The organism is Paraflavitalea sp., assembly GCF_059502485.1.
The window spans coordinates 262,911-276,493 of the sequence record NZ_JCACET010000011.1; the positions used below are offsets into that span (position 1 = coordinate 262,911).

Here is a 13,583-nt window from a genome sequence, read left to right on the forward strand (position 1 = left end):
TGATAATTGCCGGGGTTCCCTTGGCCGGATACTTTCGCCCTATCAAAACAATATATGCAACGACTACAAATAACCAACCTTTCCAAAACCTACCCCAACGGTGTACAGGCGCTCAACAATGTGTCGCTTACTATCTCCAATGGCATGTTTGGCCTGCTGGGTCCCAATGGCGCCGGCAAATCTTCTTTGATGCGCACACTGGCCGCCTTGCAGCCACCGGATAGCGGGCAGGTGTTGTTTGATGGTAAAGACATCCTGCAGCAACAGCAGTTCCTGCGCAGCCAGCTGGGTTACCTGCCACAGGACTTTGGTGTTTATCCCAAAATAGCTGCCATCGACCTGCTCAACCACCTCGCTATCCTGAAAGGAGTCACAGATAAAGGCACCCGCAAAGAACAGGTGCTGGCCCTGCTGCAGCAAACCAATTTATACGCCGTAAGAAAACAATCCGTGAGCACCTTTTCCGGCGGCATGCGTCAACGCTTCGGTATTGCCCAGGCACTGTTGGGCAACCCGCAGCTGATCATCGTGGATGAACCCACAGCCGGGCTCGACCCATTGGAGCGTAACCGCTTTCATGACCTGCTGAGTGAGATTGGCGAACAGGTAGTGGTGATCCTGTCTACGCACATCGTAGAAGATGTGCACGACCTCTGTCCCGACATGGCCATCATGGCCGGTGGCAAAGTGATCCTGCAGGGCAAACCGGCTTTATTGACCGACGCACTGGCCGGACAGGTATGGCGCAAAACAGTTCCTAAAGAAAGGCTGCAACATTACCAGTCTGCCCTGCCCGTGATCTCCACGCGCATGACTGGCGGCAAGATGCAAGTATACGTACTGAGCGGTGTTCATCCCGGCGATGGCTTTGAACCTTTTCAACCCGATCTGTCGGCTGTTTACTTCTCGGCTTTGTTCGGTGCGCAACGTACCAAAAAGGAGGTGGCAGCATGCTAACATACTTATTAGGGTTTGAATTGAAATATCATTTCAGGCAGATCACGTTCATTGTGTCGGCTATGCTGTTTATAGCACTCGGTACACTGATGATACAGGGCAATTTTGGCGGCGCTGAACTACACAAGAACGGGCCGTATGTTATCAGCTACCTCACCTGTTTTCTTTCCCTCATGGTTATTTTTATCAGCACACTCTTTTGCGCCAATGTGGTATTGCGGGATAGCGTCTACCGGATGGACAGTATTGTTTTCACGACCTCGCTGGAACGTCTGTCTTATTTCATGGTACGCTTGTTGGGCCTGGTGTTGACTGTTTTTATCGTGCTGGCGTTGGGCATAGCGGGCATTGCTCTTGGCAGCCTGGCTGCAGGTGCTGATCAATTAGGACCGTACAACTTCTTGTATTTTTTACAACCGCTGCTTGTATTTGGACTACCCAATGTGCTGTTTTGTTGCAGTGTGATATTCAGTGTGGCGTTACTCACACGTCAGGTGCGTGCTGTGTACATAGCCGGTGTGTTGCTGTTCATTTTATATTTCCTGGGTTCTATCCTGGGCAATTCGCCGATGATGGCCAGCTCTTTAAAAACAAGTCAGCCCGGCCTCCTGCCCTACCTGCTCGATCCTTTTGGGTTGTCTGCCTTCCTATATGAAATGCGCTCCTGGTCATTGGCCGACCGCAACACTAAATTGTTTCCGCTGGCGGGTGCTTTCCTGGCCAACCGGTTATTGTGGACTGCTATCAGTTGCTCCTTATTATGGATCGCTTACCGGTATTTCAAATTCAGGTTGTCGGCAACGGAAAAAACACGCAAGCGGACTACAGTTCCAATCATCGCCAAACTGGCGCAAGTATGCCGCCGGGCTCCGCAGCGTGGGGTACTTGTGCCCACGCTTAGAAGTGTCCCAGTAAAATCTACAGGATTTACATATCACCGTTTGGCATTCACCTCACAGTTAAAGCTGGAAGTAGCATCGGTGTGCAGGCATATTCCCTTCCTGGTGATGATGGCCTTGTGGGTATTCCTGTATGCAATAGAACTGAAGGAGAATATTTTACAAGGACCTTATGGCACCCGCTTCTATGCAGCTACCGGTTATATTGTAGAGGAACTGCGCAGCATACGTCCTGCCCTATTATTGCTTGTATTTTATGCCGGTGAACTCATCAGTCGTGAGCGTACCGCCAACATGGAAGGACTGATATTTACTACACCCGTGCGTAATGCGATCTTATGGGGCGCCAAGTGTGCTACGCTGGCGGTGCTGGTCGCGTTGCTCATAACAGCGAATAGTATAGTAGGCATTGGATTACAGTTGCTGACGGGTTACGCTGTTATCGACCTGCGTGCCTATCTTTCTCTTTACTATTACAGCGGCCTGCCTTTATTCCTCTTTGCTGTGCTGATCGTGTTTATACAGACCATTGTTGCCAATAAATACCTCGGCATGCTGTTGAGCCTGGTGGTCGTGGGCATTGTTGTGTTCAGCCGTCAGCTGGGCATCCAGCATTATCTGCTGCGCTATGCCACCCTGCCTGACCTGCGGTATGCGCTCATGAATGGTTTTGGCCATTATACAAAGGCTGTCCACTGGTATCTATTGTACTGGACTTCCTTCGCCGCTGTGCTGAGCCTGCTGGCGGCTGCTTTGTGGAAAGCGAGTGCACATACTACTCTGTGGCAGCGCATGCGAATCATGGGGCGGCAATGGGGGCTTCCCGGTAAAGTAATGTTGTTAGTCTGCCTGCTGTGTTGCACAGCCGCTGGCATTTACATCGACCGCAGGACTACGCAGGTAAGTACAGCGCGGGGTAATTCCACCATGCAAATATGGGGCGTAGAGTACGAGAAGCGCTACAAGCCGCAGGAACATTTACCGCAGCCCTATATCATAGCCGTAAAGACCAACATTGCTTTATACCTCGAAGCAGGAAGGTACACGGTGCAGGGCAGCTATGGCTTGCGCAATGAAACTAACCAGCCTATCACGACTTTATGGTTTGGCGTAGATCCCGAAGTAACCAGCATTTCCTTTACAGTGCCCGGTGCCACTATCGATAAGACCGACACTGCATTCAAACTGTATTGGTACACGCTTGCACAACCTTTGTTGCCGGGCAAAGAAATGCAGGTACAGTTTACCATGGAAGTAGAGCGCAGTGGTTTCGACCGCTTCAATCCTGAGCATTCGATCGTGGCCAATGGCAGCTATGTGGAGCTGGAGAAATATATTCCTTACCTGGGTTATAATAACCGGTTTGAAACAGCAGATATCACTGTTCGCAAAAAGCATGGCCTGCCACAACAAATAACAGGTATACTACGCGACAGCAGTTATCACCTCGTCGATTATGAAACGGTGATCAGCACGGCTGCCGATCAGCAGGTAGTAACGGTAGGCGCCCTGCAGCAGGAATGGGTGGCCGGTAACCGCCGTTTCTTTCGTTATAAAACGGAACAGCCGGTGAATTACATGCTGGCGTTCAGCTCGGCCCGCTATGCTGTACAAAAAGAGGTGCACAAGGATATTACTTTCCGTATTTATTATCAACCCGGGCACACGGCTAACCTGCCAACCATCATGCAGGCCATGAAGGATGCTATCGACTACGGCAGTGAACATTTCAGCACTTATCCGCTATCCTATCTCACATTGGCTGAGATACCGCAGTATCCCGGCGCTGCTACGGCGTATCCGGGCGTGCTGTTCAGTACAGAAAAGATCAACTTCATGAGTAATCTGAGCGATAGCAACCGCTTCAACAATGTGTATGCGGTGACGGCTCATGAAGTGGCGCACCAATGGTGGGCCAATAAATTGTCACCACTGCCAGTGCCAGGCCGTGCGGTGCTCACGGAGTCGCTGGCGAAGTATACCGAGATGATGGTGGCAGAAAAACGTTATGGAAAGCAACTGCTGCGGCAACTATCGCTGGCTGATAACAACCTGTATTTTGCGTTGCGCAATATGGCCGGCGAACCGGAACAGCCACTCATACGTGCCGGGCAGTCTTTTGTTTGTTACCAGAAGGGTGGCCGCGCGCTGTATGGCATCAAAGAAATGCTGGGTGAAGCTGCTATGGATACCGCACTGCAAAGACTGATCGATCAACATGAGTTCCCGCACCAACGTGCCACCACAAGCGATCTGCTCCGGGAATTAGATGCTGTAGCTACACCACAACAGGCAACACACATCAATGATATTTTCAATAAGGTGATCGTTTATAATAATAAACTGCAGGTGCTGCGCTGTGATTCATTGCTATCAGGCAGGTTCAGGCTGCAATTACAAGTACAGGTAGCAGCCACTGATGAAAGCGGTTCCCGACTGGAACCATTGGCGCCAAATGTCGTAATGCCAATAGCGGTGTATGATCAACCGGCCGACCGGTGGGACCGGTATACAATGCCTGTATATGTGGGGCTGCACCCGCTTTCCCGTGCCCTCAACGTGTTGGCGATCGAACTGGATAAAAGACCGGCTGTGGCGGCTATTGATCCCTGGGGGTATTTGCCGGATGCGGATCAGGAAGATAATATCGTATTGGTTAAATAAAAAACTCCGGGCGCGTGGCCCGGAGTTTACCTTTGCTGTATACCAGATTATTTGCTTTCCAGTATTTCGTCCAAATTGCCCAATGCCATGGTAAATCCTTCCTTGAAACCCATTTCCAGTATCTTCTGTATACTTTCTTCGCTCGTGAATTTTATCTCGATCGTTACGGTGGTTCCCTTGCCGTTAGACTTGAACTCAACAGTCCAATTCATATTGGGGAATTCAGCACTCTTAACGCCGTTCTCATCACAAAAGGCATCGATATAGGTGTAGCTCTTGTTGGGAACGATCTTTTGGTAATCGGCCCGGCAGTAATGGCGTTCGCCTTCGGGGCCTACCATACTGTAAAGCCAGGTGCCACCTTCTTTAAAATCCATTGACTTCGTCTCTGTGCTCCAGGGACGTGGCGCCCACCACAGATCAAGTATGGCGCTGTCGGTCCACGCTTTCCATACATGATCCAGCGGAGCATCGAATTCCCTTTCAATGGTTATCTTTTTGTTGTCCAGGTCTTTCTCGAAGACAAGCTCTTTGTTTGCAATCATGGTCATTTGTTTTTTAAGTTTTTTAATACTGCATCCAATTGATTGAATTTGGTTTCCCAGAGTTGCCGGAATGGCTCCAGCCAGTCAGCAATGACTTTCATTTTCTTTGGATTTAAGTGGTAATAAATTTCTCTGCCCGATGACTCCTGTTTTACCAGGTCACTTTCTACCAGGACCTGAATGTGTTTAGACACCGCCTGCCTGCTCACGTCGAAGTACTCGGCAATGGCATTGGGTGTCATAGCCTGTATGATTATAAGGCTTAGGATGGCTCTACGGGTGGGGTCGGCTATTGCCTGGAATACGTCTTTTTTCATGGCTACCTTATTTGATATGCAACTTACTGGTTGCAAATATATGTGCAACTAACGGGTTGCGCAAATTTATTTTCAGGTCTACTCCTGTTCGCAGCTTGATTGAGGTTAAGATATCTGCATATGGCGGTCAAAGAGGCTGATAATAATCAAATAATGATTGAGTTGTATTAGGATATGTATTTCCGTTTGACAGGAAATGTGTAAATTATACATGCAAACATTATTCCCGCCCTTTTGAACTGCTATTAGTCCTTTCTCTGTGGAAATGTGCATCACATTTCCATTAAACCTAAACCTTATCTGATGAATCGTAGACTATACGTTTGTATGGTGCTGCTTGCTATTACTATATGTTCGTCAAGCAGCATTAAAAATGATCGCCTCCATCACTATCCTTCTATCAGAATCAGCGATAGCATTAAGAAATATCATGAAGACATCTACAATCTTATCCATGATTCGATCATCGGTGGCAAACCGCCCTATCGCTTAGGTGTGTATGACCATTTAGCTGACACCAGGCAGCACCTACTTTATATTGTAATGGAAGATATGACCATAAAAACAGGTGCGGAGACAAGACCTCATTATGATCCAATCAATAGATTGTTCATCGATACAATAGTTCTAAATTCAGAATTTTTAAGACGAGGTTGCAAGGAATATATTGTACAATTGATCGCTCACGAAAGTATCCATGTATTTATCAACTGGAGCCGTTATTCATTTCTCAATAGTCATATAAACAATGTTACTGACACTTTCTTGCAAGAACATTTCGGAAGAAACTGGCAATGGCTAACTGATAAGGGTAAAGCACCTACGCCTGTAGAAGAGCATAGATTGATGTATCAAAACTTTTATGATACCATACGCAATTGTATCCTCGCTTATACCAAACGTGGCACCCGACCTGCCTTGCGAAACAATATCGCACGGGCGCTGGCATGGGGAGGATTGGAGAAGACTCCTGAGTGGAAGAAACAATCAGAAACCTGCCTGTTCAGCTGTATCGATAATGAAGCAAAGAATTTCAATTTTATGAACGGTTCGAGAGAGAAGTTCAATCCCCTTCCTTGTCAAGAGGATGGAAGGCTCGATGTTATTTTGGAACAAATAAGGGAGGTTTTACAAATAACTAAATCAGCCTCCCGCGTCCCCAAAAAAAAGTAAAAAATAATTGGCGCTGTTTACAGAGGATACTATATCCTGACCTCAGGCGTGTTCTAACTGCCAATCGATTGTTTTTCTTTACATTAGTGTTCAAATTCAAGAACACTAACCGATTATTCCATGATCAAGTTTCACTGTACCCTTATCTGTATTGCATTACTGCCTTTATTTATCATTGCACAGGCGCCCTCCTCCTCTTATCTGATCAGGGCGGGCAAATTCTATGACGCGGAAAAGAATGTCTTTATCAAAAACCAGGAAATTTGGATAGAAGGCAGCTCCATCAAAGCGGTGGGCAATAAACTGACTGTTCCCAAAGGGATTACCATCATCGAACTGCCTAATGCTACGGTGGTACCCGGACTGATCGATGCTCATACCCATTTGTTGATGTTGCAAAAAGTGGATGACAATATAGCCATCGACGTATTGATGAACTCACCGGAATACCGGGTGCTCAGGGCTGCCGGGTTTGCGCGGTCATACCTGGAGTCGGGTTTTACGACCATTCGGGATCTGGGTAATTCAGGCAAATATCTCGATAAAGAAGTGGCCGTAGCCATCAGGCGTGGCTTTGTACAGGGACCGCGCATGTTGGTATCAGGTCCTATCCTGAGTGCCATGGATGGCCAGTTTTATCAGCTGCCACAAAAAGACCAGGAAGCGATCACAAAGTCTGAGTACCGCGTGATCAGCGGCGTGCCTGATGCCATACAGGCTGTCAAAGAACATGTCAACAACATGGTGGATGTGATCAAGATCGTCGCCTTCGGGGAAAGAATGGGGCTTGAAATGGAGGAGATGAAAGCGATCGTTCAAACAGCCCATCAATATGGCCTGAAGGTAACGGCGCATGCCAATTCCGACAACATCATTCAGCAGGTGCTGGAAGCGGGTGTGGATGGCATCGAGCATGCCTATTATATTTCCGATAGCTCGCTGGCAAGGATGGCCCGCCGGGGTGTATACATGGTGCCCACCGATCCTTCCATGCAGGCGATCATCGATACGGAAGAGGCCCAGCGTAAAAAAGAACACGACACCACAGAGATAAAGAAGATGTTGCAGCCGCTCACCGACAGGCTTACGCGGGCGCGTAAGATGGGTGTCATGATCGTGGCGGGTTCCGATGCTTATTTCGATACCAAAAGCTCACGCGGCAATGCCGCCAAGCAAACACTGGCCGCCTATTGGGAAGAAGGCATGCCGGTAACAGACATCCTGCAGGCTGCTACCTGGAATGCAGCACTGGCATTGGGCAGGAAAAACGAGTTGGGTGTATTGCGCCAGGGAGCTAAGGCAGATATAGTGGTGTTTAATGGCGACCTGGAGGCTAACTTTAAGAAGGCATTATTCGATGTGCGGATGGTGATCAAAGATGGCAAGATCGTTCATCAACCATAAAATGGCTGTTATGAAAGTATATTCCCTGCTGCTTTTATTGCTTATCGGTTGCACTGGCAGCATTGTCCAGGCCCAGCAAAAGAAACCTGTCCCTATTATTTTCGATACCGATATGGGGCCTGACTATGATGATGTGGGCGCGCCATTGCCCTGCTCCATGCCCTGGCAGATAGCGGTGAGGCCAACATATTGGCTACCATCGCCAGTACCAAGCATGCAAAGGTGGCTGCCACATTGAATGTGTTCAACACTTATTTCAACAGACCCAATATCCCCATTGGTGTTCCCAAAGGCAAGGCACTTGACATAGGCGCCTGGCAAAAGTGGGATTCGTTGGTAGTAGCCAATTATCCGCATGCTATACAATCGAATGAGGAGGCCATGGATGCAGTAGCCTTGTATCGCAAGATACTGGCTGCGCAGCCTGATCATTCAGTAACGGTTGTAACGGTAGGATTTCTGACCAACCTGGCCAATCTCTTGCAATCGCCGGCTGATCAGTATTCCCGGTTGAATGGCACAGACCTGGTAAAAAAGAAAGTGAAGCAATTGGTGTGCATGGCCGGCTGGTTTCCTGCAGGCAAAGAGTTTAATGTACACAAGGACAGCGCAGCCTCCAAAACTGTATTCACCCAATGGCCCGGCACCATTATTTTGACTGGCTTTGAAGTAGGTGTTGAGATATTATCTGGCTTGCCGCTGATAAACAATAATGCTATTCAAAAGAGCCCGGTGAAAGATGCATTTGCCAGAAGTATTCCTATGAGTAAGCAGGACATTAACGGCCGCATGAGTTGGGATGAGACTGCCGTGTTGATCGCTATCAGGGGATGGAAAAGATATTATACTGCGCAGTCTGGCCGCTTTGTTATTCATGATGATGGCAGCAACACATGGGATGCCAACGGTAAAGGGCATTTTTATGTGGTAAAGAAAATGCCGGTGCATGAAATGGCTGCATTGATCAACCAACTGATCATGCACCAGCCAATGACAAGACGTTAAAAAGCCTTCACTTCCAGCACCACGCTATTACGCCCATTCTTCACATCAGGGTTGAAGCCTACTTTCATCAGGAATTCTCCTGTGTATACTTTCGAAACATCGATGGTAGAAGTAGTACCGGGGTACACATTCAGTTCATTAATAGTATATTTCTTAGCCGGGTCAAGTCCTTTCATACGGATAGGCAACTGGCTGCCGGCATCATAGCGGTTGTTGACAAGGTAATTGAATACAACGCCTGCTGTCTTTTGTGTATTCAGGTACAGCACAGAAGCCACTGAATTATCCAAAGGATTCTGTAAGCGGTATTGGTCTCCCTGCCAGATGATCGGCTTCACAGCGTTGTAGGTCTTGATTGCTTCCTGACAGAAGGTAAGATCGTTTTCTTTCAGGTGGCTTACCACGATATCAAAGCCCATTTTACCCATCATGGCCACGTCGGTACGAAACTTAATGGGTTGCTTTCCCCAGTCGGTAACGTGGTTGGAAGAAGCAATAGACGGATAGAAATAAGAGTATTCCCACTGCATGAAGATGCGTTCCAGCGGATCGGTATTATCACTTGGCCAGAACTCGGTGAAGTATTGCAGGGCGCCGTAATCAACACGGCCACCACCACCAGAGCACAACATCATTGGCACGGTAGGGTATTTAGCCCTGAGGCGTTTCAATACATTGTACAGCCCTTGCACATACTGGATGTAAAAGTGTGATTGATTACCCAGTTTGGCGGCATGTGCATTATAGATCACGGCATTGCAATCCCATTTGATATACGCCAGCGTCGGGTTCTTCGTAAACAGGTTATCTACTACATTGAACACATGCTCCTGCACGGCAGGATTGGTAAGATCGAGTACCAACTGATTTCTGAAATAATATTCCGGACGGGCAGATTGTTTGACTACCCAATCAGGATGTTGCTCATACAGTTCGCTCTTGGGGTTCACCATTTCGGGTTCTACCCAGATGCCAAACTTCACACCATTGGCCTGCGCTTCTTTTACCAATGAAGCAATGCCATTGGGCAGTTTGTTTTTATTCTCCTGCCAGTCGCCCAGGCCCGCTTTGTCGTCATTGCGGGGATATTTATTGGCAAACCAGCCATCGTCGAGCAGGAAGAGATCAACACCCAGTTTACGGGTATCTTTCAATAGCTCTTTCAGCTTAGCCTCATTAAAATCAAAGTAGGTGGCTTCCCAGTTGTTGAGCAGGGTAAGGCGGTTGCCTTTGCCATCGAGTATCTTGTAATTGCGCGCCCAGCTGTGCAGCTTGCGGCTGGCCTCTCCTTTTCCGTTGGTAGATAAAACAGATAAGAAGGCGGGTGTGGTAAACACTTCGCCGGGCTTCAGCGTGTAAGTGGATGCATAGTTATTAATGCCTGCCATGATGCGCAGGTTGTCCTGGTTGTCCAGTTCCAGGTCGATGCGGAAGTTGCCGCTCCATTCCAGTGAACCATACAACACGGTGCCTTCATCTTCTGTAGCTGGTTTGTCCAGTGATACCATAAAGCTGGGTGGCTGGAACAGGTTGGTACGGGAACCGAGTTTGGAGTCCAGTGTCTTGATGCCATGGGTAAGGCGGGCTTCTTCGGCCTGCATTTCTTTGGCCCAATCACCGTGGTATTGTTTCAGCCAATAGCTGCCTGCCTTCAGGTATAAACCGGCAGAAGCATATTTGTGCAGTATTACATTTCCTTTTTCGCTGTGTTTGATCTCACTCCACTGTTCCGTCACATCTTCATTGAACCAGGATTTATAGAAGAGCGTCACCTCAAAATTATATACCGGGTCTTTCAGGAACACGGTCAGCAGCGAAGTATTATCATCCAGCTTTTTGCTTTCGTGACGCACATACTGCAGGTCGAGGGAATTATTGCCATCAGCATGAGTTACTGCAATGGCAGGCTCAAACAGGCTCCGTGTGCCAGCGGTTGAATAAGCCGCATTCGATACACCGGTGTAATCGCTGCCCTGCTTGTACATGGCTGTTACCTGGTTGTATTCGTTCTTGTCGGCCAGCTTGGGGCCCATATAGATGATGCCTACCTGTTTGTTGGCGTCTGTTTGCAAGACGAGGGCGTTGTTCTTTGTTTCAATGGGTATCAAAACCTGCTGTGCAAACGTTTTTTGCTGTACAAGGGAAAGCAGGGTTACTGCCACGATCAATCCGGTTTCTCTCATTCGTTTCATAGTACGATGTTACTTATTGTGTATTTACTGTTGTCAATTTTCCATTGAGCATCACTTTCACGGTCTGCTTTTGCGGCGACCGGAGTTTGTAGCTGATCACCTTGCCATTCTTCCAGGCAAAATCAACCGTGATGTTGTTTCTTGCCTTCATACCTTTTACAAATCCCTCTCCTTTCCATGCATCCGGAATGGCAGGAATGAAGTTGATGAATCCTTCATGGCTTTGCAGCAACATTTCAGCAATGCCGGCACCGGCGCCAAAGTTTCCATCGATCTGGAATGGTGGACCAGCCGACAACAGGTTGGGATATACGCCTCCACCTGCGCCGTAGTTGATATTGGTCTTCAGGGTAGGCTTCATGATCTCTCTGAATAGTTTGTAAGCCCTATTGCCATCATGCAGGCGCGCCCAGAACAATTGCTTGTAAGCAATGGCCCAGCTGGGACCATCATCTCCCCTTACATTCAGCGACTTCCTGCAGGCTTCTGCGAGGTCGGGTGTTTGTGAAGGAGTAATGAGGTTGGCAGGATATACGCCGTACAGGTGTGATATGTGACGGTGTTCCTTGTCTGTTTCTTTATAATCTTCGAGCCATTCCATCAACCGGCCATCGGGGGCTATGCGTCCGGCTGGCGGTATCTGATCAAGCTTTGCCTGCAGGTCTTTGCGGAATGCTTCATCGATGCCCAATGTTTTGGAAGCGGTGATCACATTGTTGAACAGCTCGCGGATGATCTGGTTGTCGATGGTGGCGCCCATGCAAATGCTTACATGTTTGCCGCTGCCATCGGGCATGAAGAACGAGTTTTCCGGCGAAGAAGATGGTGAAGTGACCAGGTAACCGGTTTTAGGGTCTTTGATGAGGATGGCCGAATAGAACTTAGCCGATCCTTTCAGTACCGGATATATTTTCTTCAGGTAGTTCTTGTCGTTGGAAAATGCGTAGTGGTCCCACAGGTTGCTGCACAACCAACCTGAGCCGGATTTGGTAACACCCCAGGAGGCGCTTTCGCCGGGCTCGGTAAACATCCAGGGGTTGGTGATCACGTGGGCCACCCAGCCTTCGGCATTGTAATAGGCTTTAGCAGTGCGCTCACCATGTGGCACCATGTTGCCGACTAAATCAGCCAATGGCAGATTAAGCTCAGATAGGTTGGCCGGCTCTACGCCCCAATGGTTCATCTGCACGTTCACATCGAGGTGGTAGTCTCCATTCCAGGGCGTGCGTATCTGATGCGCCCACAAACCTTGTAAGTTAGGAGGCAATAAACCTACGCGTGTGCTGCTGATGGAGAGATAACGACTGAACTGATAGAACAACACCGTCAGCTGATTATCGGGCGTAGCAGCGTTATAGAAGTTTTCCAGCCGCTTATCGGTAGGCCATGTTTCATATGCTCCATGACCGAGGTATACCTGCTGGCGGTTGAAGAGCTTCTGAAAGTTGGTAATGTGTTTTTGCTTTTGGAGATCGTAAGCAGTGGATTTTGCTTTATCCAGCAATTGTTGTGCATGTTGGCGAAAGGCATTGTCTTTAAAGCTGGTCTTTGCTGAAAAGTATACGATCACTTCATTGGCCTGTTGTACCACCAGCCTGTTGTTGTCTGTAGATACTTTACCACCTTTTGCCTGAACGGCTACTTTGGCGAGGTATTCCATGCCCTTGCCGTCGGTGCCATTTTCCAGCTGTCCATACATCTCCAGGGCATTGTTGACAGCAGTGACCGTTCCTTTCTCTTCTCTTGACAAGCCAAGACCGATATTGATCATGCCGGGCTTACTGGCCGTGATCCTCATCATGCCTACGTCATCACCAAAGCTGGTAAAGTATTCTCTTTTATAGGTAACACCGTTCACCTGGTAGGTACAGGAAGCAATGGCGTTGTCAAGGGAAAGGCCTCTTGTATAGTTACTGTACTTTACTTCATTGTCCTGAACGCCATTATAGCGGTAAGCAATGCTGAGGTTGCCCATCGTCTGAAAACAACCAAAAGGTTCAGCGCCTGAACCTTTTCCTGTACAAATGAAATCTTTATCGATCAATGCCTGTGCCTGGTCATTCTTGCCTTCTAACAGCAGCCGTTGTATTTCCGGGAGCTTTTTGTAGGCTTCTTTGTTGTTGGCATCCTGCGGAGCGCCCGACCATAGGGTGATATCATTCAGCACAATGTTCTCTTTCATCACGCCGCCGTCGGGCATCATGCCGAGACGGCCATTGCCGAGGGGTAATGTTTCTTCCCATTGAGCAGCCGGCTTTTCATACCACAACCGGAGGGGGAGCTTAGCCGCGGAGTCTTTCCACCGGGGTGCGACAAACCCCAGTGGAGACCCTGCGGTGAATGCCAAAACATGCTTAACTGCAACTGAACTACTAAACAATACAAATAAGAGTACGCCTTTCTTACTTATGCTTTTCATTAAATCCT

10 protein-coding genes are annotated in these 13,583 nt (G+C 48.3%); 6 read left to right on the forward strand and 4 right to left on the reverse strand.

The features are described 5' to 3' along the window. Nucleotides 1-54 precede the first annotated feature (54 nt). Entirely contained in the window at nucleotides 55-957 is a 903-nt protein-coding gene (locus AC5JBY_RS28910; protein ID WP_495908170.1) for an ABC transporter ATP-binding protein, read from the forward strand. After that, complete coding sequence (locus AC5JBY_RS28915; protein ID WP_495908171.1) at nucleotides 951-4,520, forward strand: ABC transporter permease/M1 family aminopeptidase; 3,570 nt, start codon at nucleotides 951-953, stop codon at nucleotides 4,518-4,520. The genes AC5JBY_RS28910 and AC5JBY_RS28915 overlap by 7 nt, the downstream gene beginning before the upstream one ends. Before the next feature lie 47 nt (nucleotides 4,521-4,567). Here the strand turns inward: AC5JBY_RS28915 and AC5JBY_RS28920 are convergent, their stop codons facing one another. Further along, nucleotides 4,568-5,065 (reverse strand): SRPBCC family protein, encoded by a 498-nt coding sequence (locus AC5JBY_RS28920; protein WP_495908172.1) that lies wholly within the window; start codon nucleotides 5,063-5,065, stop codon nucleotides 4,568-4,570. A gap of 2 nt (nucleotides 5,066-5,067) precedes the next feature. After that, nucleotides 5,068-5,382 (reverse strand): ArsR/SmtB family transcription factor, encoded by a 315-nt coding sequence (locus AC5JBY_RS28925; RefSeq protein ID WP_495908173.1) that lies wholly within the window; start codon nucleotides 5,380-5,382, stop codon nucleotides 5,068-5,070. A gap of 303 nt (nucleotides 5,383-5,685) precedes the next feature. Here AC5JBY_RS28925 and AC5JBY_RS28930 point away from each other — a divergent pair, with 303 nt between their 5' ends. From AC5JBY_RS28930 to AC5JBY_RS28945, 4 genes are all read left to right on the forward strand, one after another. Continuing rightward, entirely contained in the window at nucleotides 5,686-6,555 is an 870-nt protein-coding gene (locus AC5JBY_RS28930) for a hypothetical protein (RefSeq protein WP_495908174.1), read from the forward strand. Nucleotides 6,556-6,675: 120 nt separating this feature from the next. Next, nucleotides 6,676-7,959: an amidohydrolase family protein gene (locus tag AC5JBY_RS28935; RefSeq protein WP_495908175.1), complete on the forward strand. Its 1,284-nt coding sequence runs from the start codon at nucleotides 6,676-6,678 to the stop codon at nucleotides 7,957-7,959. A 10-nt stretch (nucleotides 7,960-7,969) separates the two neighbouring features. Then, nucleotides 7,970-8,197 carry a hypothetical protein gene (locus AC5JBY_RS28940; RefSeq protein WP_495908176.1) on the forward strand — a complete coding sequence of 76 codons (228 nt, stop codon included), beginning with the start codon at nucleotides 7,970-7,972 and terminating at the stop codon, nucleotides 8,195-8,197. Continuing rightward, nucleotides 8,149-8,964, forward strand: coding sequence for a nucleoside hydrolase (locus tag AC5JBY_RS28945; protein ID WP_495908177.1), 816 nt, complete (start codon nucleotides 8,149-8,151; stop codon nucleotides 8,962-8,964). Before AC5JBY_RS28940 ends, AC5JBY_RS28945 begins: the two co-directional genes overlap by 49 nt. On the opposite strand, the gene AC5JBY_RS28950 is transcribed toward AC5JBY_RS28945, so the two are convergent. Beyond that, nucleotides 8,961-11,156, reverse strand: a complete 2,196-nt coding sequence (locus AC5JBY_RS28950) for an alpha-galactosidase (RefSeq protein WP_495908178.1) — start codon at nucleotides 11,154-11,156, stop codon at nucleotides 8,961-8,963. The genes AC5JBY_RS28945 and AC5JBY_RS28950 overlap by 4 nt on opposite strands. A gap of 13 nt (nucleotides 11,157-11,169) precedes the next feature. Continuing rightward, entirely contained in the window at nucleotides 11,170-13,575 is a 2,406-nt protein-coding gene (locus AC5JBY_RS28955; protein WP_495908179.1) for a glycoside hydrolase family 95 protein, read from the reverse strand. Nucleotides 13,576-13,583 lie beyond the last annotated feature (8 nt).

What these genes read in the sequence shown, in the direction of transcription:
- AC5JBY_RS28935 (WP_495908175.1), top strand. Translation starts at nt 6,676, where the DNA reads ATGATCAAGTTTCACTGTACCCTTATCTGTATTGCATTACTGCCTTTA.
- AC5JBY_RS28950 (WP_495908178.1), bottom strand. Translation starts at nt 11,156, where the DNA reads ATGAAACGAATGAGAGAAACCGGATTGATCGTGGCAGTAACCCTGCTT.
- AC5JBY_RS28910 (WP_495908170.1), top strand. Translation starts at nt 55, where the DNA reads ATGCAACGACTACAAATAACCAACCTTTCCAAAACCTACCCCAACGGT.
- AC5JBY_RS28940 (WP_495908176.1), top strand. Translation starts at nt 7,970, where the DNA reads ATGAAAGTATATTCCCTGCTGCTTTTATTGCTTATCGGTTGCACTGGC.
- AC5JBY_RS28930 (WP_495908174.1), top strand. Translation starts at nt 5,686, where the DNA reads ATGAATCGTAGACTATACGTTTGTATGGTGCTGCTTGCTATTACTATA.
- AC5JBY_RS28915 (WP_495908171.1), top strand. Translation starts at nt 951, where the DNA reads ATGCTAACATACTTATTAGGGTTTGAATTGAAATATCATTTCAGGCAG.
- AC5JBY_RS28925 (WP_495908173.1), bottom strand. Translation starts at nt 5,382, where the DNA reads ATGAAAAAAGACGTATTCCAGGCAATAGCCGACCCCACCCGTAGAGCC.
- AC5JBY_RS28955 (WP_495908179.1), bottom strand. Translation starts at nt 13,575, where the DNA reads ATGAAAAGCATAAGTAAGAAAGGCGTACTCTTATTTGTATTGTTTAGT.
- AC5JBY_RS28920 (WP_495908172.1), bottom strand. Translation starts at nt 5,065, where the DNA reads ATGATTGCAAACAAAGAGCTTGTCTTCGAGAAAGACCTGGACAACAAA.